This window comes from Fodinicurvata sediminis DSM 21159, assembly GCF_000420625.1.
GTDB classification, from domain to species: domain Bacteria; phylum Pseudomonadota; class Alphaproteobacteria; order Kiloniellales; family DSM-21159; genus Fodinicurvata; species Fodinicurvata sediminis.
In genome coordinates this window covers 36,607-57,423 of sequence record NZ_ATVH01000002.1, presented here as the reverse complement: position 1 = coordinate 57,423, position 20,817 = coordinate 36,607, and the positions used below count along the sequence as shown (strand labels likewise).

The window sequence follows — 20,817 nt, the reverse complement described above, 5'->3', positions numbered from 1 at the left end:
GTCAGCAAGGATCTGGACCTCTGGGCCTACATGAAGGGCGTTGAACTGGACTATTCGCGCCCTGGCAAGCCAACGGACAATGCCTTCTCGGAGTCCTTCAACGGCCGGGTACGTGAAGAATGTCTGAACGTCTATTGGTTTTTGAGCCTGGCTGATGCACAGTCAAAATGTGAAGCGTGGCGGACGGATTATAATGAAGTTCGCCCACATAGTTCCATTGGCGACAAAGCCCCGATGGAACTGGCAATTGCCTCAGGGCAGGCATGCCTGCCCTGAGGCCGAACAGCCGGAATTTTCTCGCTCTGGCTGGTCCAAACTTGGGGGCAAGGTCAAGATGTACGCGGATTCCAGAAACACTTGGATGATTTTCAAGGGGTCAGGTCAGCGGCCATACAGTTTCTGGTGGAGACCTTCCTTGAAAGCTCCGAAAATTATCCGAGTGCTTCCAATATGCTTCCAGGAGATATCCTAAAGCATGGACTGCTAAATGGGTTCCTTGTAACTTGTTGCAATTAATGAGGAAAATGGTGCCGGCTGCAGGAGTCGAACCCGCGACCTACTGATTACAAATCAGTTGCTCTACCAACTGAGCTAAGCCGGCGACCTTGGGCAACGCTACTGAATGGTGGGCGTTGCTTCAGGCGCTAGAACTGCGTGATCCGGGCGCGTCTGTCAATTCTCTTGCGCAGCTTTTTTGTGTACACGCCTGACAGCCCAGGGGCGGGTTGTGTTCCTTGGCGGGGCGGTACAACCGAACTATGAAGCCGCTTCATTTGACGTTATATTACTTTCACAAGTCTAACATGAAAGCTTAACACAGGGCGACCATAAGCGGGATGTCTGACACTCGGTTCCACTAACTTTCCATAACTCGAGGAGGCGAAAATGAGAACCTTTCTGGCCGCATCCATGTTCGCGGCACTGTTTGCCGCACCCGCCTATGCCGACTTCAATCTCGACAGCCGCTACTCCGACGAGGACGGCGACCTGGTGGCCGACATCCCCTCCAATGAAGACGAACTGGTCGATCCCGACACGCTGATCTTCACCTACACCCCGGTGGAGGATCCCGCCGTCTACGAGGACGTCTGGCAGGGGTTCATGGAGCACATGTCCGAAGTCACGGGCAAGGAGGTGGAGTTTTTCCCCGTCCAGTCCAATGCCTCTCAGCTGGAGGCCATGCGCGCCGGGCGCCTGCATATCGCAGGATTCAACACGGGATCGAATCCCATCGCCGTGGCCTGCGCCGGCTTCCGGCCCTTCGCCATGATGGCCGCCGAGGATGGCTCGTTCGGCTACGAGATGGAGATCATCGTGCCAGCCGACTCCGACGTCGAGGAGGTCGAGGACCTGCGCGGCGGTGAGATCACCTTCACCCAGGAGACCTCCAACTCCGGCTTCAAGGCGCCTTCGGCGATCCTGAAGAGTGAATTCGACATGGAGGCCGGCGAGGATTTCGAGGCCGGGTTCTCGGGCTCCCACGACACCTCGGTCCTGGGCGTGGCCAACGGCGACTACGACGCCGCTGCCATCGCCAATTCCGTCATGGCGCGCATGATCGACCGCGACGTCATCTCAGCCGACCAGGTGCGTACGATCTATGAGTCCCAGACCTTCCCGACCACGGGCTATGGCACCGTCTATAACCTGACGCCGGAACTTCAGGACAAGATCCGCGAGGCCTTCTTCTCCTTCCCCTGGGAAGGCTCGGCTCTGAAGGAAGAGTTCGAGAAATCCGGCGAGGCCCAGTTCATCGAGATCTCCTTCAAGGAGGACTGGGCGGTGATCCGCCAGATCGACGAGGCAAACGAGGTGTCCTACACCTGCAACTGATCCGGTCCCGGTAAGGATCCGGCGGGGGCCGCCGTGGGGCGGCTCCCGCCTTCGGATCGAGGAGAATGAGGAGTTGCAATGCTGTCGATCGAGGCGCTGACCAAGCGCTACAAGACCGGTGATCTTGCGCTCGAGGACGTATCCTTTTCCATCGAACGCGGCCAGGTCGTGGGCCTGATCGGTCCCTCGGGGGCCGGGAAGTCGACGCTGATCCGCTGCATCAACCGTCTGGTCGAGCCGACGGCGGGGGCAATCCGGCTCTCTGATGTGGACATCCCGAAGCTGGGCCGCACCCAATTGAAGACGATGCGCCGTCGGATCGGCATGATCTATCAGGAGTACGCCCTGGTGGAACGTCTGACCGTCATGGAGAACGTGCTGTCGGGGCGCCTGGGCTATGTGTCCTTCTGGCGCTCGCTCACCCGCCGCTATTCCCAGAAGGACGTGGACAAGGCCTTCGGGCTGCTCGAGCGCGTCGGGCTGTCCGATCACGTGGACAAGCGGGCGGACGAGCTCTCCGGCGGTCAGCGCCAGCGCGTGGGCATCGCGCGCGCCCTGGAACAGGACCCGGAACTGCTGCTGGTGGACGAGCCAACCGCCTCGCTGGACCCCAAGACGTCGCGCCAGATCATGCGGTTGATTTGCGAGATCTGCCGGGAACACGACCTGCCCGCCATCATCAACATCCACGACGTCATGCTGGCCCAGATGTTCGTCGACCGGGTCATCGGCCTGACCGCGGGCCAGGTGGTGTTCGACGGTCCGCCCGCCGAGCTCGACCATGCGGCGCTGACGCGGATCTATGGCGAGGAGGACTGGCGTGAGATGCGCAAGGCCGCCGACGAGGCGGCACAGGACGCCTCGGACGCAGCCGCGTTCAAGGCGGCCGAGGAAGAACGCATGGCGGGTACGGTATGAGCGAGGTCCAGGCGGTATCCCGGCGCTGGCGCCGCCCGCCCATCCTGATCCGCAACGACTTCTGGCGCCGGGCCATCTACAGCGGCGCGCTGCTTTATCTGCTGCTGGCGATCGGGACGCTGGAGGTGGATTGGCAACGTGCCTATGAGGGGCTCGAACGGGGCGCCCGCTTCCTGCAGGGGTTCCTGACACCGGATTTCACGAGCCGTTTCGATCAGATCCAACAGGGCATGGTGGAAAGCGTCACCATGACGGTCTGTTCGACGATGGTGGGGGTCCTGATCTCCGTGCCCATCGGGCTGGGCGCCGCGCGCAACATCTCGCCCCTGCCGGTCTATCTCGTCTGCCGCGCCATCATCGCCGTCTCGCGCGCCTTCCAGGAAATCATCATCGCGATCCTGTTCGTGGCCATGTTCGGCTTTGGCGCCTTTGCCGGCTTCGTGACCCTGTCGTTTGCCACCATCGGTTTCCTGGCCAAGCTGCTGGCCGACGATATCGAGGAGATCGATCCCCGCCAGGCCGAGGCGGTGCGCGGTACCGGGGGCGGCTGGTGGCAGGTGGTGAATTACGGGGTGCAGCCCCAGGTCATGCCGCGCCTGATCGGCCTGTCGCTCTATCGCTTCGACATCAATTTCCGGGAATCGGCCGTGATCGGCATCGTCGGCGCCGGCGGGATCGGCGCGACGCTGAACACGGCCATGGACCGCTATGACTACAGCACCGCCAGCGCCATCCTGATCCTGATCATCATCTTCGTCATGCTGGCCGAGTACAGCTCCGGCTATATCCGGAAGTGGATCCAGTAATGCCGGTCTGGCAAACGGAACAAGGCCCCGCCTGGCGCCACCGCACCACCACTGCCCAGTGGCTCCACTGGCTGGGCTGGCTGCTCGCCGCCATGGCCTTCGTGGTCTGCTGGCAGATCATGACGGTGGATACGAAATGGTTCTTCGTCAAGGATGCACCCAGCCAGGCCGCGGACCTGTTCTCGCGGGCCTGGCCGCCTAAGTGGTCCTACGTCAACACGCTCTGGGGCGCGCTCTGGGACACCATCAACATCGCCACGCTGGGCACACTGATCGGTGTCATGCTGGCCGTGCCGGTCGCCTTTCTGGCCGCCCGCAACACCACGCCGAGCCATCTGGTTCTGCGTCCCTTTGCCCTGTTCGTGATCGTCGCCTCCCGCTCGATCAATTCGCTGATCTGGGCGTTGCTGCTGGTTGCGATCCTCGGCCCCGGCATCCTGGCCGGCATCATCGCCATCGCCCTGCGTTCCATCGGTTTCGTGGGCAAGCTGCTCTATGAAGCGATCGAGGAGATCGATGAAAGCCAGGTCGAGGCCGTTCAGGCCACCGGCGCCAGCCGGGCGCAGGTGATCGATTACGGCATCGTGCCCCAGGTCCTGCCGGCGTTTGCCGGGATCTGCGTGTTCCGCTGGGACATCAACATCCGGGAATCCACGATCCTCGGCCTCGTCGGCGCGGGCGGCATCGGCCTGCAGCTGCAGAGTTCGCTGAACACGCTCGCCTGGTCCCAGGTCACGGTGATCTTCGCACTGATCCTGGCCACCGTGATCTTCTCGGAATGGGTTTCCTCCAGGGTGCGCAAGAACATCATCTGAAGCCTGGCCCACACCGGCCCGGAGAGCGGCGAGCGTATGCCTACTCCGCCGCTCCTTTTTCCGGATGCTCGGGGTCGTGGTGCTCGGTATCGGGGTGTTCCTGGGCCTCTTCCACCGGCTGGACGGGGAAGCCCTTGGCCGGGCCGATGGGCTTGCTGTCGCGGGCGATGACGGCCGGGCTCTGCATGTAGGCGGTCAGCAGTTCGGCCACCCCCTGCAGGGACTTCAGGTGCGTGCGTTCGTAGCCGTGAGTGGAATCGGTGCCGAAGCAGACCAGGGCCGTGCGCAGGTCGTTGCCGGCCTCGAGCGCTGCGGCGGCATCGCAGTGGTAATAGCGGAAGGTGTCGCGCACGTGGCGGATCTCGTTGTCGCCGGCCAACTCCAGCATGCGCTTCGTCAAGTGCCAGTCGAAGGGGCCCGAGGAGTCCTTCATGCCGATGGTGACGCAGCTTTCCAGGGTCTCCTGGCCCGGCGCCTGGGGGGCCGTGTCGATGGCGACCATCTCGGCCACGTCCTGGTGCAGCACCGCCGAGGCGCCGACACCCACCTCTTCCGAGATGGTGAAGAGGGGATGGCAGTCCAGCGGCAGCTTGGCGCCGCTTTCGATGATGGCCTTCACCGCGGCCAGCAGGCAGGCGACACCGGCCTTGTCGTCCAGGTGGCGCGCGTCCACGAAGCCCGCCGGTGTGATGCGCGGGTTGCTGTCCACGCCGACGAAATCGCCGACGGCCAGGCCCAGTTCCTCAAGGCCGGCGCGGTCATAGACGATCTCGTCCAGGCGCAGTTCCACCTGGTCCCAGTCCGAGGGCTGCGTATCCACGCCTTCGTTGTAGGTGTGGCCCGAGGCCTTGAGTGGCAGGATCGTGCCCGTGCGCGCCCCCTGGTCGGTGAAGACCGTGACCCGGCAGCCCTCGGCGAACCGGCTGGACCAGGTGCCGATGGAGGCCAGACTGAGCCGCCCGTTGTCCTTCAGGCCCTGCACCATGGCGCCAATGGTATCCACGTGGGCGACGATGGCGCGGTCCGGGGCCCGCCGGCTGCCTTGGATGTTGGCGCGTATGGCGCCGCGCCGGGTCAGTTCATGCTCGATCCCCAGGCTTTCCAGTTCCTGGCAGACCATGTGCACCACCTGGTCTGTGTAGCCGGTGGGGGAGTGCGTTTCCAACAGGCGCACCATCACGTCCTGCAGATAGTCCATGTCGACGGGCAGCGCCTTCGGGCTTGGGCTGGCCATGAATCAGGCTCTCCTTTCAGGCGGCAAGATGCGGGAACAGCAGGTCGATGAATTTCTGCGCCGTGGGGGCGGGTTCATGATTGGCCAGTCCCGGCCGCTCATTGGCTTCGATGATGACATAGTCCGACTCCTCGGGGGACGGGACCAGGAAGTCAAGGCCCACCACGGGAATCTCTATGGCCCGTGCGGCCTCGACCGCGGCGGCGGAAAGGTGCGGATGCAGGCTTTCCGTGACGTCGTGGATCGTGCCGCCGGTGTGCAGGTTGGCCGCCTTGCGTACGCGCAGGGTCTGTCCGGCGGGCAGGATCTCCGTCAGGCTGTAGCCGGCTTCTTCTACGCAGCGCTCGGTTTCGCCGTCCAGGGGGATGGTGCTTTCCCCGTCCGTGGCCTTGGCCCGGCGGCGGCTCTGGGTCTCGATCAACTGCCGGATCGTGTGCTTGCCGCTGCCGATGATCTCGGCCGGCCGGCGTACGGCCGCGGCCACCACCTCGTAATTGATGACGATGACGCGCAGGTCGTCCCCCTCGACATATTTCTCCAGCAGGACGATGTCGCAATGCTGCCGTGCCTCGGTCACGGCAGCCTCGACAGCTTCGGCCGTGCGCAGGTCCACGGCCACGCCGTGACCCTGCTCGCCGCGCAGGGGCTTCACCACGACCCGGCCATGCTTTTCCAGGAAACGTGCGTTCTCTTCCGCCGTTCCGGCACGAGCCTGTTCGGGCACTGAAAGTCCGGCGCGCCGCAGCAGGCGCTGGGTCACCGCCTTGTCGTCACAGCGGCTCATGGCGATGGCCGTGGTCATCTCAGAGAGGGATTCGCGGCAGACGATGGAGCGGCCGCCATGCGTCAGGCGGAAGAAGCCGCCCTCGGCGTCCAGCACCTCGACGGCAATGCCCCGGCGGCGCGCCTCGTCCACGATCAGGCGCGCATAGGGATTCAGGTCCTGTTCGGGCGCCGGGCCGATATAGAGCTTTTCGTTGATGGAGTTGCGGGTCTTGAGCGCAAAGCGCTGGATCGGGCGGAAGCCGAGCTTCTCGTAAAGCGCGATGGCCTCCTCGTTGTCATAGAGCACTGACAGGTCCATATAGCTGAGCCCACGCTGGGCCAGACGGCGTGCCAGCTCGATCACCAGCGCCACGCCGATGCCGGGATAGGGGGCCTGTGCGGTAACCGCCAGGCACCAGAGGCTGGAGCCGTTGTCGGGGTCGCCGAAGATTTCCACGTGATCCAGGCCGGTGACCGTGCCCAGAACCTCGCCCGAGGCCTGGTCGCGGGCCACCAGGTGGATGTAACGCGGATCGTCGCGGCAGGCGAGCAGGAAGTCCTCGTCGATCGCGACCATACCATGATGGGCATAGCAGGTGTTGACGCCCTGGGCATCTTGGCGGCTGTCCAGTGGCGCGACGGTGAAGGCCGGATGGGTCGGCGTCTCGGGCAGGTCCCGCAGCTCCAGGCGATAGGTGTTCGAAGGGTCCAGGAAGACCTGCTGCGGGCGCAGGCTGAGCAGGACATGCGGATCGCCGACATAGAAGGCGATGTCGCGGCAGCCTTCCTGCTCCTCCAGCAGACGATCCAGCAGGACTTCGCCGTCCTCGAAGGTCTGCGCGAACAGCAGGCGGCCCCAGCCGCAATCGAGCACGACGTCCTGGGGTGTCTCGGCCTGATTTTGCGTTTCAGCGCCTGGGCCGCGTGTCTGCATGGGCCTTGCCTCGCTGTCCTGCCTGCGCTCTTCAGAGACCATGTTCCTGGAACCAGGCTTCCAGCAGGGCCACCTGCCACAGCTTGGAGCCGCCCAGCGGCGTGATGTGCTGGTCGGGGGCCTGCAGGAGCTGGTCGATGTAATCCTGTCGGAACAGGCCGCGGGCCCGCGCTTCGGGGCGCTCGAGGACGCCGCGGACATAGTCCAGGGACTCGCCCTCCAGGTACTTCAGCGCCGGCACCGGGAAATAGCCCTTGGGCCGGTCGATAACGCCGGAGGGTATGACCTTGCGCGCGGCCTCCTTGAGCACGTACTTGCCGCCGTCGTGGACCTTCATTTCGGCCGGCATCCGGGCCGCCAGCTCCACCAGCTCGTGGTCCAGGAAGGGCACGCGTGCCTCCAGCCCCCAGGCCATGGTCATGTTGTCCACGCGCTTCACGGGATCGTCCACCAGCATGATGGTGCTGTCCAGGTGCAGGGCCTTGTCCACCGGGCGTTCGGCCTGCACTTCGGCAAAGTGGCGCTCGACCAATGCGCGGCTGTAGTCGCTTTCCACCAGGCGCGGATCCACGGCCCGGGCAAAGCCTTCGTGGTCGCGGTCGAAGAAGACCCGGGCGTAGTCCGCCACCGGATCGCGGCTGTCCAGCAGCGGCGGATACCAGTGATAGCCGCCGAAGACCTCGTCGGCGCCCTGACCGGACTGTACCACGCGCACGTGCTTGGCCACCTCCTGGGACAGCAGGTAGAAGCCTATGTTGTCGTGGCTGACCATGGGTTCCGACATGGATCGGATGCAGCCGGGCAGGTTGGGCAGCATGCGCTCGCGGCTGTTGATGAACAGCTTGTGGTGTCGGGTGCCGTAATGCTCGGCGATGATGTCGGAATAGCGGAACTCGTCGCCTTCCTCGTCGCCTACGGACTCGAAGCCCACCGAGAAGGTCTCCAGCCCCTCCTGGCCCGCCTCGGCCAGCAGGCCGACGATCAGGCTGGAGTCCAGGCCGCCGGAGAGCAGGACGCCCACCGGAGTGTCGGCCACCAGGCGGCGCTCCACGGCGGTGCGCAGGCTGTCCAGCACCAGGTCCTGCCAGTCGCTCTCGCTGCGGGTTCCGTCGCCTTCCTGCGGGCCGAAGGCCAGGCGCCAATAGGTTTCCTGCGTCATGCGGCCGTCGGGCTCGACCAGCAGGCGGCTGGCCGGCGGCAGCTTGCGCACGCCCTTCAGGATGGTGTGCGGCGCCGGGACCACGGCGTGGAAGGTCATGTAGTGGTGCAGGCCCACGGGGTCGACGTCGCTGTCGACGCCCTCGCTGTGGGCCAGCGCCGGCAGGCTGGAGCCGAAGCGCAGGGCGCCGGGCACCTCGGCCAGGTAAAGCGGCTTGATGCCCAGGCGGTCGCGGGCCAGCAGCATGCGGCCGCTGTCACGCTCCCACAGGGCGAAGGCAAACATGCCGGCGAAGCGCTCGACGCAGGCCGGGCCCCAGGCGTGATAGGCCTTCAGGATAACCTCGGTGTCGCCGTTGGAGAAGAACTGATAGCCCTTGCCCTGCAGTTCCTCGCGCAGGGCACGGAAGTTGTAGATGGCGCCGTTGTAGACGATGCCCAGGCCCAGCTGGGAATCGATCATAGGCTGCTGCGCCGATTCGCTGTGGTCGATGATCTTCAGGCGGCGGTGGCCGACGGTGAGGCTGTTCTGCCGGAACAGGCCGGCGGCATCGGGGCCGCGCTGTGCGATCCTCTGCGACATGCCCTCGACCAGGGAGAGAGAGGCCTCCTTGTCGTCGAAGCGGATTTCACCGACCAGTCCACACATGCTTGCTTGTCCCCCGGGTTGCTGACGGAATGACGACGGCCCGTTCGGGCCAGCCCCTTCGATGTTCACAGGTTTCGATTTTCACGGGCGCTGTTCAAGCGTCTTGATTTCAAAGCGTTCTGTTGCGCAAAAGCCGCCTATAGAGATAGCCACGATTGTGACGTCTTCAAGCAAAGGCGTTCCTGGCCAGCTGGGCCACGGCAGGAAACTCTGGCACAAAGAAGCTAAGGATCATCATTGCAAAGCCGTCTGTCTCGGGTATTCTGCCGCCCGTTTCCCACGCCCCTGTGGCGGAACTGGTAGACGCGCGCGACTCAAAATCGCGTTCCGAAAGGAGTGGGGGTTCGAATCCCTCCAGGGGCACCATTTTCTCAAGTTTTCGCGGGCTATATCCTGAAGCCTGATGCGCGTCATCCTTGCAGATTTAAAATGCGATTTTGAATTTGCAAGGAAGGCTCCGTGGCAACGTCATGCCAGCATCTTCTCCATGTAGACCCGGCGATAACCTTTCTCCTCCACACGACGGATCTCTCGGAAACCCAGGTGCTGGTAGAGCGCCAGGTTCTCGATCATGGCTTCGTGGGTGTAGAGCAGCAGGCGCTCATAGCCGACCTGTCGGGTGTGCTCTTCGGCGAAGGCGATCAGGCGGCGGCCAAGGCCTTGGCCCTGCGCCTCAGGATGGACGGCCACGTTGTCGAGCAGCATGTGGTCCGCGTTCTCGATAAGAACGACCAGCCCGAACAGCGTGTTTTCCTGGAAGAGCAGGTGGAGGCGGCCGGCGGCGATGTGTGCGGCATAGTCGTCCAGCATCGGGCCGGGTGGCTTGCCGATGCGCGCGACGTAATGGCCATAGGCGGCCTCGACCAGCCGCTCTATGGCGGCGAGATCGCTGAGGTTGGCCGGGCGGATGCGGTCCATCCGTCCAGTGTCCCGAAAAATGGCAACAGGCGCCAGAGGTCCGTTGCGCTCTGAGTCGGGCGAAGATAGCCTGCGTCTCGAAGGCTGATCGGAAGCTTCGGGAGACTTATTCCGCCGCAAACCCCAGGTGGGCTCGGAACCTGTTCTTGATGAAAACGGCATCGCGTGAGGGCAGGGAGCGGGGGTGGTTTTCGGCCGTGACCTTGAGGACATAGAGGCGCGGGCCTTCGGCTGGGGTCTTCAGAGTCTCTCCGGCCTGTTCCACCTCTTCCAGACTGTGCAGCGTGCGCGCCTCGGCAAAGCCGGAGGCTGCCGCGACCTTGGCAAGGTCGATGCCGTGTCCGGTGTGGCTCATCTGCATCCCGGTTTCGCCGTAGTGGTGGTTGTCGATCACGGCGATGGCGAGGTTCCTGGGCCGGGCGACGGCGATGGTGGCCAGGCTGCCGAAGGCCATCAGCTGCTCGCCGTCGCCGGTCACCACGAGAACGCGCTTCTCGGGCTGTGCCTGGGCAAGGCCGAGGCCGACCAGGGCCGCGCTGCCCATGGCGCCCCAGAGGTAGTAGTTGTCGTCGCGGTCGCCGAGCGCGTGGACATCATAGCTTGGCGATCCAAGGCCGGTGACCACGAGCGTGTTCTCCCGCGCGCGCAGCAGGGCGCCAATCGCCTCGCGACGATCAAGTGTGGCTGGTGTGCTGGATAAGGTCTCTGTCATGGCTGTCACCACTTCTTCTTGCCGAGCAGGCGCTGGCCGATGAGCACGGCCACCTGCTGGTCCGCTTCATAGGCGAGGGCGGCCGCGGCCTCGACGGTCTCGACCATGTCCTCGGCTTTGTCGACGCGCAGGGTGCGCAGGCCCATGGCCTCCAGCGTCGGCTGGGTGGCACGGCTCATGGGCACCTGCCAGGGATTGAACTCCGCCCATTCCCCGCGCATGGTCACCAGCATCAGCAGCGGGAAACGCGCCATCGCCGGAAGCGAGAGCATGTTGGTGCAATTGCCGACACCGCTCGACTGCATCAGCAGGACATTCCGCTGGCCGCCGAGCCAGGCCCCGGCCGAGATGGCGATGCCTTCCTCTTCGGTGGTCAGCACGTTTGTGGCGACCTGAGGATCTTCGTTCAGAAGGTTGATCAGGGTGCTGTGCCCGGCATCGGGCACATAGGCCATCTGCTGTACCTTCGCGGCCTTGAGGGTCCGATAGACGGCGCTGGGCCAGTCTTCTGTCTGGGTGGTCTGCACGGTGTTTGCTCCGGTGTCGTCTCGACATTCGGGAACAGCATAGCTATCTTTTCTCGTTAATTCCGCGACCGATTTTCGTGATCAGCTATAACAGGATTGGATAGCTGGATGGAGCTGTCCCAGCTTCGCACCCTCATTCACGTGGCCGAACTGGGCAGTCTCAGCAAGGCGGCCGACCAGATGCACATCGCGCAACCGGCGCTGAGCCGGCAGATCCGCATGCTGGAGGCGGAACTGGGCGTCCGCCTGTTCGCCCGACACGGCCGCGGCATGCTGCTGACGGACCAGGGTCGCGACGTCCTGGGCCATGCCATGCGGGTGATGGCGGAGCTGGAGGAGATCAGGTCGCAGACCTCGGAGGCCGAGGCCCCTTTGACGGGGCGGATTGCCATCGGCATGCCGCCGACCGTGGCCGATATCATCTCGGTCCCGCTCGTGACGGTCTTCGAGACAGCTCATCCCAGGGTCATGCTGCGCCTGGTCAGCGCCTATACCGGCCACCTGCTCGATTGGCTGCACCGCGGCGAGATCGACCTGGCGGTGCTTTACGACCCCCAGTCGGCGCGGTCCCTGCGCTCGCAGCCCCTGCTGCACGAGAAGCTGTTCCTGATTGGTCCGTCGGAGGCTGGCCTGTCGAGTGAGCAGAAATTTCCCTTCACTCAATTGGCGGGCAAGCGTTTGTTGCTGCCCAGCCCCCAGCATGGCCTGCGGATCATCGTCGAACGTTGTGCGGCGGAGGCGGGTATCGCGCTCGACGTTGCCGTCGAGGCCGATTCCCTGGCCACCCTGAAAAGACTCGTGCGGCACGGTAAGGGTTGGACCATCCTGCCGCGCGCGCCCATTCACGAAGACATCGAGGCGGGCCGCCTGACGGCCACCGCCTTGAGCGAGCCCGCCCCCGGGCGTCGATTGGTCCTGTCCTATCCCGCCGATCGGCCACTGTCCCGCCTGGCACGTTTCGCCGGCGAGTCGGTCACCGCGATCGTCACCGACATGGTGCAGCGTGCCGTCTGGGCCGGCGAACTGCCGGAAGAAGAGGTGCGCGGGCGATAGCAGGACGGTTCACACCCGGGCGGCGACCTTCTCCGCCTCCGAGGCCTGCTTGGCCGCTTCGGCGCGGCGCTCGCTGTAGCGGCTGGTGAGATAGGCGCTGCGGTCGCGGGTCAGCAGGGTGAATTTCATCAGTTCCTCCATCACGTCGACCACGCGGTCGTAGAGGGGCGAGGGCTTCATGCGGCCGGCGTCGTCGAACTCCTGCCAGGCCTTGGGTACCGAGGACTGGTTGGGGATGGTGATCATGCGCATCCAGCGGCCGAGGACGCGCAGGCTGTTGACGGCGTTGAAGGATTGCGAGCCGCCGCAGACCTGCATGACGGCCAGGGTGCGGCCCTGGGTGGGACGTACACCGCCGCTTTCCAGGGGCAGCCAGTCGATCTGGGTCTTCAACAGGCCGGTGAGGTTGCCGTGGCGCTCGGGGCTGCACCAGACCTGGCCCTCGGACCAGATGGAGAGGTTGCGCAGTTCCTGGACGGCCGGGTGGTCCGTCTCGGCCGAGTCGGGCAGGGGCAGGTTGCGCGGGTCGAAGATGCGGACCTCGGCGCCCAGGCGGATGAGAATGCGCGCGGCTTCCTCGGTCAGGAAACGGCTGTAGGAGCGGGCGCGCAGGGAGCCGTAGAGCATCAGGATGCGCGGTGGATGCGTGGTGCGTTCGGCCGGTTCGAGCTGCCCCGGATCGGGCGCGGCGAAATGGGTCTCTTCCAGGTTGGGCAGGGCGTTGGGGGCCGGAAGGTCGTGAAAGGGCATGGGCGGTCCTCGTGGGATTCGGTCTCAGGGCTGTTGCGCGGGGGTGTTGCGGGCGCTGTACCAGGCAGCGGTGGCGAAGCTGGCGACCACCACCAGCGCTGTTGCGATGGCGGCCAGCAGCAGCGAGTCATAGGATCCGCTGGCCGACCAGAGCAGGGCGGCGCCTACGGGCGCCAGGGCCTTGGCGGCGTTGCTGGGCACCGAAATGGCGCCGTTGATGGCGCCATAGGCCTGGCGGCTGAGCATTTCCGGAATGGCCAGGCCGCGCACGATGGTCATGATGCCGTTGGCGGCGCCGTAGATCAGCGCAAAGAGGGCCAGGAAAGCGAAGTGGTCCGGCAGCAGGATCAGCAGGGCCAGGGCGAGTGGAAAGCCCAATGTGGCAACCAGGCCGACCTGCCGTATCGGACTGTGCCGGGCCAGGGTCCAGATGACCACGCGGCCGGCCACCTGGGCCGGGCCGATGATGGCGATGGCGCTGACCACCGTGGTGGCATCGAAGCCGCGCTCCAGCAGCAGGGGGTAGAGATGGAAGGTGAGCGCCGAGAAACTGCCGAAATAGAGTGTGAAAGCGATCAGGAGCGCCCAGAAAACCGGGCGCCGGCTGGCCCAGCGCAAGGCTGTGTTGCCTTCGATTTTCGGTGGCTGATCTACCTGTTTCGGGGATTGATCTGCTTGCGGCTCGGTTTCGTCCTCGCCGGGCGTCATATCCTGGCGCGGGTCGATGGTGCGCAGGTGCAGGCCGACGCCCACCACCAGGTTGACCAGTCCCAGGACGATGAGGGTTTCACGCCAGTCCGTTCGATCGAGCAGGAACTGGATCAGTGGGATGAAGACGGTGCTGGCAAAACCGCCCCAGAGGGTGAGCGCGGTGATGCCCTGTCGTGCCTCGCGGCCGAAGCGGCGTGCCACCACGGCAAAGGCGGGATCGTAGAGCGTGGCGGCGATGGTCAGGCCGATGCCCAGGAAGATGGGGTAGAGCTGCCAGATGGCGGTGACCTGGCTCCAGGCCAGAAGCAGCAGACCGCCCAGCAGGAAGCCGCCGGCCATGATGCTGCGGCCGTGGCCGCGATCGATGGCGGTGCCGATGGGATAGGCGGCCAGGCTGGACGCGGCCAGGCCGAGGGTGGCGGCGCCGTAGATCGATGGCTTGTCGGCGGCCAGATCCGGGGCCATGGCCTCGGCAATCAAGGGAAAGCTGTAATAGAGCGTGCCCCAGGAAATGATCTGGCCGACTCCCAGCGCGGCGATGAAGCGGCGCCGGGCGGTACGCTGGCGGCCCAGGGAGAGACTGTCCGTGGTCACGTCCTGCGCGCTCCTTCCCTGTCGCCGGGCGTGCTGCCAAGCTGGCGTTCCGTGTCCAGCAGGCACTCGGTCACCTCCATCCAGGCGGCCAGCGCCACCTGGAACGCTTCGCGGCCACGATCCGTCAGGCTGTAGACCTTGCGGGTGCGCCCGCCGACGACCTGGGGTATGACGGTGACATAGCCGCCCTTCTCGAACTCCTTCAGGGCGGGATAGAGCGCGCCTTCGGTCGGAGAGCAGCAGCCGTGCGTGGTGCGCTCCACGGTCCGGGCGATGTCGTAGCCATGCAGGGGACCATCGTGCAGGACCCGCAGGATGAAAAAGCGCGAGAGGCCCATCTTGATGGTGCCGCGCCAGTAGGCAGGGCAGGTGAAGTCCAGGCCCTCACGGCCAGAGTCCGGGGTTTCAGGGTTCGCAGTCATGAGGCCTGCATATACCTAGAGGGATAATGCATCAACCTGCTAGGTATGAATGACTGCCTTGCCGAGACTGCAATCCTGGCCAATGCGCGGCGCGTGGATGGGGGTGAAAAAGCAAAACGCGGCCGCGGGCTGTAAAGCCCGTGACCGCGTTTGTCGTTTCTGCCGATGATAGACCGGCAGGAAAAGTTCTCAGGCCAACTCGACCGTTTCCGCCATCGGGCCCTTCTCGCCCATACGGGTCGTCATGCGCACCCTCTGGTCGGGCTCCAGGGCATTGAGGCGCGCGCGTTCCAGCACACGCAGGGAAACGAAGACATCCTTGCCGCCGTCATCCGGTACGACGAAGCCAAAGCCCTTGTCACTGTTGAAGAACTTGACTGTTCCCTGAACTTCGGGGCCGGCGGCGCCCTGGGACTGGTCAAAGCCGTTCGAGACGGGGGCTTCCGGCAGGGATTCGATGCTGGTGATTGCAGAAACCTGCAGCCCCTTGCGCCCAGGACCAATGTCGCAAATCAACTCTGCGCCTTCCGGCAGGTCATTGCGTCCAATGGTCTGGAGCACCGAAACATGAAGGAAGGCGTCGGGTGATCCATCCATGGGCTGGACGAAGCCGAAGCCCTTTGTAGCGTTGAACCACTTGACGACAGCCTTGACTTGAGACTGGGAGGTTTCCGACCCGGAAAAATCGCTCATCACTTGCTAAAGACTCCACGCGAGAAAAACAAACGGCGCCCCAATGCGGGACGCCGTGATACAGCCATGCCAATTTTCCTGTACGAGCTGTTCCTGTACTGGGACCATGCTGGAATTGAGATTCCCGGGGACACCTGTCCCGTATCTGGCATATCTGACAACCGTCATGTGGAAGACCACAAATTCCAATGGCTTCATGCATGGCAAAACGAAGTGATCATGGTAGCTCATTTTTAATCATAAATCACCTGCTATCAGACGGATGTCACGATTTCGCCTCCGGTGGTACCCCGTCCGGGCGAGGGCCATCAGGGGGTGTTCCGAGCCGGTGCGCCGCTTATCGCTAGGAGTTGTGGTCGTGGCGGCAGTATCGCTCCAGATGTAGCGTTTGTCTCTCCCGGCACCCAAACCGCCCGGTCCTGCTGGCCGCCTGCGCGGAGTCGAGTGCCATCTCGCGCGTGCAGCATCGACAGGGTGCCGGGATCTTTCGGAAACTCACGAAATTTCAATACCTTGAGCCTGGATTTGCACAGAACTCTGTCCCATAGTATTTTTGCATTGCACAATACACCGAATGAACCGGACGGCCTGTGCCGTGGGTTCATCACATATGGGGAAGGACAGGACAGCATGCAGGGTAGCCGTGGCTATTGCCTTGAGGATCTGGAAACCGGAATGGTCGAACGCTTTTCCAAGACCGTGACCGAGGCGGACATCGTGCTTTATGCCGGGATCACCGGTGACACCAATCCGCTGCATCTGGACCAGGACTATGCCGAGACCACGATGTTCAAGGGGCGGATCGCCCATGGCATGCTGACAGCCGGGTTCGTATCGGCCGTGCTGGGCACCCGTCTGCCGGGCCCGGGGGCCGTCTATGTGGACCAGTCGCTCAGCTTCAAGCGTCCGGTGCGCATCGGCGACACGGTCACCGCGGAGGTGACGGTGAAGTCCATCGACAGTGCCAGTCGAAGGGTGGTGTTCAACACGGTGTGCCTGGTGAACGACAAGAGCGTGCTGGAAGGCGAAGCCACCCTGATGGTGGCCAGCCGGGCGCAGGAGACAGCCGCCGCCGAGTAAGGGGCTGGCCAGCTCTTGTCTCGACACCCCGTTAGCCGCGCTCCATGGCGCTTGACCCGGAACGCGGGATCATTACCATCCGCGCCCATGATGCGGTGTGTGCGGCGATCCGGCAGTTTGCGAATTATGAACCCGGCCTTCTGAGGAAGGCCGGGAAGCAATGTCTCCTGCCCGGGAAATGCCTCGGCAGGAACCCTGTCCAAGGAATTGTCCGCAAGCCGCTTTGCCTGCCACGGACCAGCCAGACGAGCGCCCAAGCCCAGCCCAAGGTTTCTGCCAGATGACCCGCGATTACCGCTCCACCGTTTTCCTGCCCAAGACCGAGTTTCCCATGCGCGCCGGACTGGCGAAGCGCGAGCCGGAAATCCTGGAGCGCTGGAAGGACATGGACCTTTACAGCCGCCAGCGCGAGCAGTCGCGCGGCCGGGAAAAATTCGTCCTGCACGACGGGCCGCCCTATGCCAACGGGCACCTGCACATGGGCCATGCGCTCAACAAGATCCTGAAGGATGTGATCAACCGCGGCCAGCAGATGCTGGGCAAGGATGCCAACTATGTCCCCGGCTGGGACTGTCACGGCCTGCCCATCGAGTGGAAGGTCGAGGAGGGCTATCGCGAGAAGGGTCTGGACAAGGACGCGGTGGACCGGGTCGAGTTCCGGCAGGAGTGCCGGTCCTTTGCCGAGCGCTGGGTCACCCAGCAGACCGAGGAGTTCCAGCGTCTGGGTGTGATCGGCGACTGGGCCCGACCCTATACCACCATGGCCTTTTCCGCCGAGGCACAGATCGTGCGCGAGATCGGCAAGTTCCTGATGAACGGTGGCCTCTACGCCGGGTCTCGCCCCGTACTGTGGTCCGTGGCCGAGAAGACGGCACTGGCCGACGCCGAAGTGGAGTACCACGAGCACAAGTCGCCCACCATCTGGGTGCGTTTTCCCTTCCGCAAGGCGCCGAAAGAAGAGCTGGAGGGTGCATCGGTCATCATTTGGACCACGACACCCTGGACCATTCCGGGCAACCGGGCCGTGGTCTATGCCGAGGACGTGGATTACCGCTTGCTGGAAGTCGAAAGCGTCACGGAGAAATCCCTGGCCATGCCCGGTGAGCGCTTCCTGGTGGCCGAGGCCCTGGAGGAGCAGGTCCTGAAGGATGCCGGCATCGAGTCCGCCAAGCGCCTGGACAGCATGAAGGGCAATGAACTGGCCGGCGCTGTCCTGGACCATCCCTTTCATGACCAGGGCTATCCCCAGGACACGCCGCTGCTGCCGGGCGACTTCGTCACCACGGACCAGGGAACGGGGTTCGTTCATGCCGCGCCGGGACACGGCACCGACGACTACTACCTGGGCCTTGAGCACGGCCTGGAGATTCCCCAGACCATCGATGGCGAGGGACGCTTCCTGCCGCATGTGCCGCTTTTCGCCGGCAAAGTGGTCTATACCCGCGAAGGCAAGGACGGCGATGCCAACGGGGCGGTCATCAAGGCCCTGATGGAGGCCGGCAAGCTGCTCACCAAGGGCTCGCTGAGGCACAGCTATCCCCATTCCTGGCGCTCCAAGGCGCCGCTCCTCTTCCGCAACACGCCGCAGTGGTTCATTTCCATGGAAGAGAATGAGCTGCGCGAGAAGGCCCTGGCGGCCATCGACGAGACCCGCTTCGTGCCACCGCGCGGCCAGCTGCGCCTGCGCAGCATGATCGAGCAGCGGCCCGACTGGTGCATCTCGCGCCAGCGCCTGTGGGGGGTGCCCCTGCCGCTGTTCGTGCACAAGCAGACGGGTGAACCTCTGCGCGACCAGGCGGTGATCGACCGTGTTGCCGAGGCCTTCGAGAGCGAGGGCGGCGACGCCTGGTTCAATTCGCCGCCGGAACGCTGGCTGGGCGAGGACTACGACGCCGCGGACTACGAGCAGATCCAGGATGTGGTCGAGGTCTGGTTCGACAGTGGCTCCACGCATTCCTTCGTGCTGGAGGCCCGGGACGACCTGAAGTGGCCGGCCTCGCTCTACCTGGAGGGTTCGGACCAGCATCGCGGCTGGTTCCACACCTCGCTGCTGGAATCCTGTGGCACACGTGGACGGGCACCTTACGAGGCGGTGCTGACCCACGGCTTCGTGCTGGACGAGAAGAGCCGCAAGATGTCCAAGTCGCTGGGCAACGTGACGGCGCCGCATGATGTCATCAACCGCGAGGGCGCGGACATCCTGCGCCTCTGGGTGGTGGCTTCGGACTTCTCGGAGGACCTGCGCATCGGCAAGGAGATCCTGAAGTACCAGGTCGACGCCTATCGGCGTCTGCGCAATACGCTGCGCTACCTGTTGGGCGCGCTGGACGGTTTCGCGGAGTCCGAGAAGGTGGCCTATGACGACCTGCCGGAACTGGAGCGCTGGGTCCTGCATCGCGTCCAGGAAATCGACCGGATCGTGCGCAGCGGCTGCGAGGACTTCTCGTTCCACGAAATCTATCAGACACTGCACCATTTCTGTGCCGTGGACCTGTCGGCCTTCTACCTGGATGTGCGCAAGGACAGTCTCTACTGTGACCTGCCATCCTCGACGAAGCGCCGGGCCTGCCGCACTGTCCTGGATATCCTGTTCGATTACCTGAGCGCCTGGCTGGCGCCCATCCTCTGTTTCACGGCCGAGGAGGCCTGGTGGGCCAGGGGCAAGACCGACGAGGCCGAAAGCGTCCATCTGCGCTGTTTTCCGGATGCACCGGCCGGCTGGGCCCAGCCCGAACTCGCGGAGAAGTGGACCCGGATCCGGCAGGCGCGCCGGGTGGTGACCGGTGCGCTGGAACTGGAGCGTGCCGAGAAGCGTATTGGCTCGTCGCTGCAGGCACGCCCGGCGGTTCATGTGGATGACCCGGCCCTGCGTACGCTGTTGGACAACGAGGATTTTGCCGAGATCTGCATCACCTCGGGTATCGAGTTGCGCGGCGATGCGGCGCCCGAGGAAGCCTATCGTCTGGAGGAGGCGCCGGGCATTGCGGTGATGGTCCAGGAGGCCGAGGGCGAGAAGTGCGAACGCTGCTGGCAGGTGCTGCCGGATGTAGGCAACTATCCTCATGCGCCCGGCGCCTGCGGGCGCTGTGCCGCCGCCGTGGCACAGCTGGACACGGCGGCGCAATGAGCGGAAATGCACGGGTCGCCCTGGGGCGCGCCCTGGGCCTGGCTGTCCTGATCGCCGCGTTGGACCAGGCAAGCAAGTGGTTCGTCCTGATCGAGGTCATGCAGCCGCCGCGCATTATCGAGGTGACGGGCTTCTTCAACCTGGTCCTGACCTATAACCGCGGGGTTTCCTTCGGTTTGCTGGCCGGGGACAGTCCCTGGCAGCCCTATATACTTTCACTCGTCTCGCTGCTGATCGTGCTGGCCCTGCTCTATTGGTTGCGCCAGCAGGCAAATACCGTGATGATCCTGGCTGTCGGGATGGTATCGGGTGGAGCGCTGGGCAACATGATCGACCGCTTTCTGCACCCCGGGGTGGTCGATTTTCTGGACTTCCATTATGCAGGTTGGCATTGGCCCGCCTTCAACCTGGCTGATTCCACTATTGTGGCAGGTGTTGCCCTGCTGCTATGGGACGGGTTGTTCGGGGCGCAAGACGGCGTTAAAGATTGAATGCAGGATAGGCAGGCGAAAGGTGGCAGGAGTAATGACCAGATTTAAGCGGACAGCAGGTATTGCGGGACTGCTTGTGGCAGCCGTGTTGCTGACGGGCTGTGGCAACGATATTCGCAAGCAGTTCGGCTTGACGCGTTCGGCGCCGGATGAATTCCGCGTGGTGTCCAGGGCGCCGCTGACGATGCCGCCGGATTATTCCCTGCGGCCCCCCACCCCCGGTGCGCGGCGCCCTCAGGAGGGCTCGCCCACCGACCGCGCCAGGCAGACCGTCTTCCGCATCGAGGATGAAGAGGGTGAAAGCCAGCGGCAGATGCCTGATGATGGGCGCTCACAAGGCGAGATGGTCCTGGCCCGTGCGGCCGGTGCTGACCAAGCCGACCCGGATATCCGTCAGGAAATCGAACGCGAAACACGTCAGATCAACGAGGCCAACGAGAGCCTGCTGCAGGACCTGATCTTCTGGCAAACCGACGAGGAGCCAACGGGTGATGTCATTGATCCCTCAGCCGAGTCGCGTCGTCTGAGGGCGGCTTCGGCCATGGGCGAAACGCCGACAGGCGAGGGTGTGCCCGTTATCGAGAAGCCCGAGCAGACGCTGTTCCAAAAGCTGTTCTGATGATTTGG

General features: G+C 64.2%; 20 protein-coding genes and 2 tRNA genes. 11 read left to right on the top strand and 11 right to left on the bottom strand.

Annotated elements, in window-relative coordinates; genetic code table 11:
• On the top strand, positions 1-276 hold a 276-nt coding region (locus tag G502_RS0100575), incomplete at its 5' end, for an integrase core domain-containing protein (RefSeq protein ID WP_022726719.1).
• A gap of 249 nt (positions 277-525) precedes the next feature.
• Here the strand turns inward: G502_RS0100575 and G502_RS0100570 are convergent.
• A tRNA-Thr gene (locus G502_RS0100570) sits at positions 526-601 on the bottom strand.
• A gap of 284 nt (positions 602-885) precedes the next feature.
• Between G502_RS0100570 and phnD the strand changes: the two genes are divergently transcribed.
• The 4 genes from phnD (at position 886) to phnE (G502_RS0100550) (ending at position 4,372) form a co-directional block, all read left to right on the top strand.
• The gene (gene phnD, locus G502_RS0100565; RefSeq protein WP_022726718.1) at positions 886-1,833 is read left to right on the top strand and encodes a phosphate/phosphite/phosphonate ABC transporter substrate-binding protein; all 948 of its coding nucleotides are present in this window, start codon (positions 886-888) and stop codon (positions 1,831-1,833) included.
• Positions 1,834-1,911: 78 nt separating this feature from the next.
• On the top strand, positions 1,912-2,751 hold the full coding sequence (gene phnC, locus G502_RS0100560; RefSeq protein ID WP_022726717.1) for a phosphonate ABC transporter ATP-binding protein: 840 nt from the start codon (positions 1,912-1,914) through the stop codon (positions 2,749-2,751).
• Positions 2,748-3,557: a phosphonate ABC transporter, permease protein PhnE gene (gene phnE, locus G502_RS0100555; protein ID WP_022726716.1), complete on the top strand. Its 810-nt coding sequence runs from the start codon at positions 2,748-2,750 to the stop codon at positions 3,555-3,557. The genes phnC and phnE (G502_RS0100555) overlap by 4 nt, the downstream gene beginning before the upstream one ends.
• Positions 3,557-4,372, top strand: a complete 816-nt coding sequence (gene phnE, locus G502_RS0100550) for a phosphonate ABC transporter, permease protein PhnE (protein ID WP_022726715.1) — start codon at positions 3,557-3,559, stop codon at positions 4,370-4,372. The genes phnE (G502_RS0100555) and phnE (G502_RS0100550) overlap by 1 nt, the downstream gene beginning before the upstream one ends.
• Before the next feature lie 40 nt (positions 4,373-4,412).
• On the opposite strand, the gene G502_RS17970 is transcribed toward phnE (G502_RS0100550), so the two are convergent.
• From G502_RS17970 to G502_RS0100535, 3 genes are read right to left on the bottom strand one after another with little or no spacing between them, the layout of a single operon-like run.
• On the bottom strand, positions 4,413-5,606 hold the full coding sequence (locus G502_RS17970) for an osmoprotectant NAGGN system M42 family peptidase (RefSeq protein ID WP_022726714.1): 1,194 nt from the start codon (positions 5,604-5,606) through the stop codon (positions 4,413-4,415).
• A 16-nt stretch (positions 5,607-5,622) separates the two neighbouring features.
• The gene (gene ngg, locus G502_RS0100540; RefSeq protein ID WP_051151944.1) at positions 5,623-7,305 is read right to left on the bottom strand and encodes an N-acetylglutaminylglutamine synthetase; all 1,683 of its coding nucleotides are present in this window, start codon (positions 7,303-7,305) and stop codon (positions 5,623-5,625) included.
• Between the two features lie 31 nt (positions 7,306-7,336).
• Positions 7,337-9,112 carry an N-acetylglutaminylglutamine amidotransferase gene (locus G502_RS0100535; protein ID WP_022726712.1) on the bottom strand — a complete coding sequence of 592 codons (1,776 nt, stop codon included), beginning with the start codon at positions 9,110-9,112 and terminating at the stop codon, positions 7,337-7,339.
• A 281-nt stretch (positions 9,113-9,393) separates the two neighbouring features.
• Between G502_RS0100535 and G502_RS0100530 the strand changes: the two genes are divergently transcribed.
• A tRNA-Leu gene (locus tag G502_RS0100530) sits at positions 9,394-9,478 on the top strand.
• A gap of 102 nt (positions 9,479-9,580) precedes the next feature.
• Here the strand turns inward: G502_RS0100530 and G502_RS0100525 are convergent.
• From G502_RS0100525 to G502_RS0100515, 3 genes are all read right to left on the bottom strand, one after another.
• On the bottom strand, positions 9,581-10,030 hold the full coding sequence (locus G502_RS0100525; protein WP_022726711.1) for a GNAT family N-acetyltransferase: 450 nt from the start codon (positions 10,028-10,030) through the stop codon (positions 9,581-9,583).
• A 106-nt stretch (positions 10,031-10,136) separates the two neighbouring features.
• Positions 10,137-10,742 carry a thiamine pyrophosphate-dependent enzyme gene (locus G502_RS0100520; RefSeq protein WP_022726710.1) on the bottom strand — a complete coding sequence of 202 codons (606 nt, stop codon included), beginning with the start codon at positions 10,740-10,742 and terminating at the stop codon, positions 10,137-10,139.
• 5 nt (positions 10,743-10,747) lie between these two features.
• Positions 10,748-11,269: a thiamine pyrophosphate-binding protein gene (locus tag G502_RS0100515; RefSeq protein ID WP_022726709.1), complete on the bottom strand. Its 522-nt coding sequence runs from the start codon at positions 11,267-11,269 to the stop codon at positions 10,748-10,750.
• 108 nt (positions 11,270-11,377) lie between these two features.
• Here G502_RS0100515 and G502_RS0100510 point away from each other — a divergent pair, with 108 nt between their 5' ends.
• Positions 11,378-12,322: a LysR family transcriptional regulator gene (locus G502_RS0100510; RefSeq protein WP_022726708.1), complete on the top strand. Its 945-nt coding sequence runs from the start codon at positions 11,378-11,380 to the stop codon at positions 12,320-12,322.
• A 9-nt stretch (positions 12,323-12,331) separates the two neighbouring features.
• Here G502_RS0100510 and arsH read toward each other — a convergent pair whose 3' ends face one another.
• The 4 genes from arsH to G502_RS0100485 form a co-directional block, all read right to left on the bottom strand.
• Positions 12,332-13,072: an arsenical resistance protein ArsH gene (arsH, locus tag G502_RS0100505; RefSeq protein ID WP_022726707.1), complete on the bottom strand. Its 741-nt coding sequence runs from the start codon at positions 13,070-13,072 to the stop codon at positions 12,332-12,334.
• Positions 13,073-13,096: 24 nt separating this feature from the next.
• Positions 13,097-14,377 (bottom strand): MFS transporter, encoded by a 1,281-nt coding sequence (locus tag G502_RS0100500; RefSeq protein ID WP_022726706.1) that lies wholly within the window; start codon positions 14,375-14,377, stop codon positions 13,097-13,099.
• Complete coding sequence (locus G502_RS17965; protein ID WP_022726705.1) at positions 14,374-14,799, bottom strand: PadR family transcriptional regulator; 426 nt, start codon at positions 14,797-14,799, stop codon at positions 14,374-14,376. Before G502_RS17965 ends, G502_RS0100500 begins: the two co-directional genes overlap by 4 nt.
• A 189-nt stretch (positions 14,800-14,988) precedes the next feature.
• Positions 14,989-15,492 carry a cold-shock protein gene (locus G502_RS0100485; protein WP_022726703.1) on the bottom strand — a complete coding sequence of 168 codons (504 nt, stop codon included), beginning with the start codon at positions 15,490-15,492 and terminating at the stop codon, positions 14,989-14,991.
• A 630-nt stretch (positions 15,493-16,122) separates the two neighbouring features.
• Between G502_RS0100485 and G502_RS0100480 the strand changes: the two genes are divergently transcribed.
• The 4 genes from G502_RS0100480 to G502_RS0100460 all read left to right on the top strand — a co-directional run bounded on the left by G502_RS0100480 (position 16,123) and on the right by G502_RS0100460 (position 20,809).
• Positions 16,123-16,572, top strand: a complete 450-nt coding sequence (locus tag G502_RS0100480; RefSeq protein WP_022726702.1) for a MaoC family dehydratase — start codon at positions 16,123-16,125, stop codon at positions 16,570-16,572.
• Between the two features lie 280 nt (positions 16,573-16,852).
• Positions 16,853-19,699: an isoleucine--tRNA ligase gene (gene ileS / locus G502_RS0100470; protein WP_022726700.1), complete on the top strand. Its 2,847-nt coding sequence runs from the start codon at positions 16,853-16,855 to the stop codon at positions 19,697-19,699.
• Positions 19,696-20,190: a signal peptidase II gene (gene lspA / locus G502_RS0100465; protein WP_022726699.1), complete on the top strand. Its 495-nt coding sequence runs from the start codon at positions 19,696-19,698 to the stop codon at positions 20,188-20,190. The genes ileS and lspA overlap by 4 nt, the downstream gene beginning before the upstream one ends.
• Before the next feature lie 34 nt (positions 20,191-20,224).
• The gene (locus G502_RS0100460) at positions 20,225-20,809 is read left to right on the top strand and encodes a DUF3035 domain-containing protein (RefSeq protein ID WP_022726698.1); all 585 of its coding nucleotides are present in this window, start codon (positions 20,225-20,227) and stop codon (positions 20,807-20,809) included.
• The last annotated feature ends 8 nt before the right edge of the window (positions 20,810-20,817 follow it).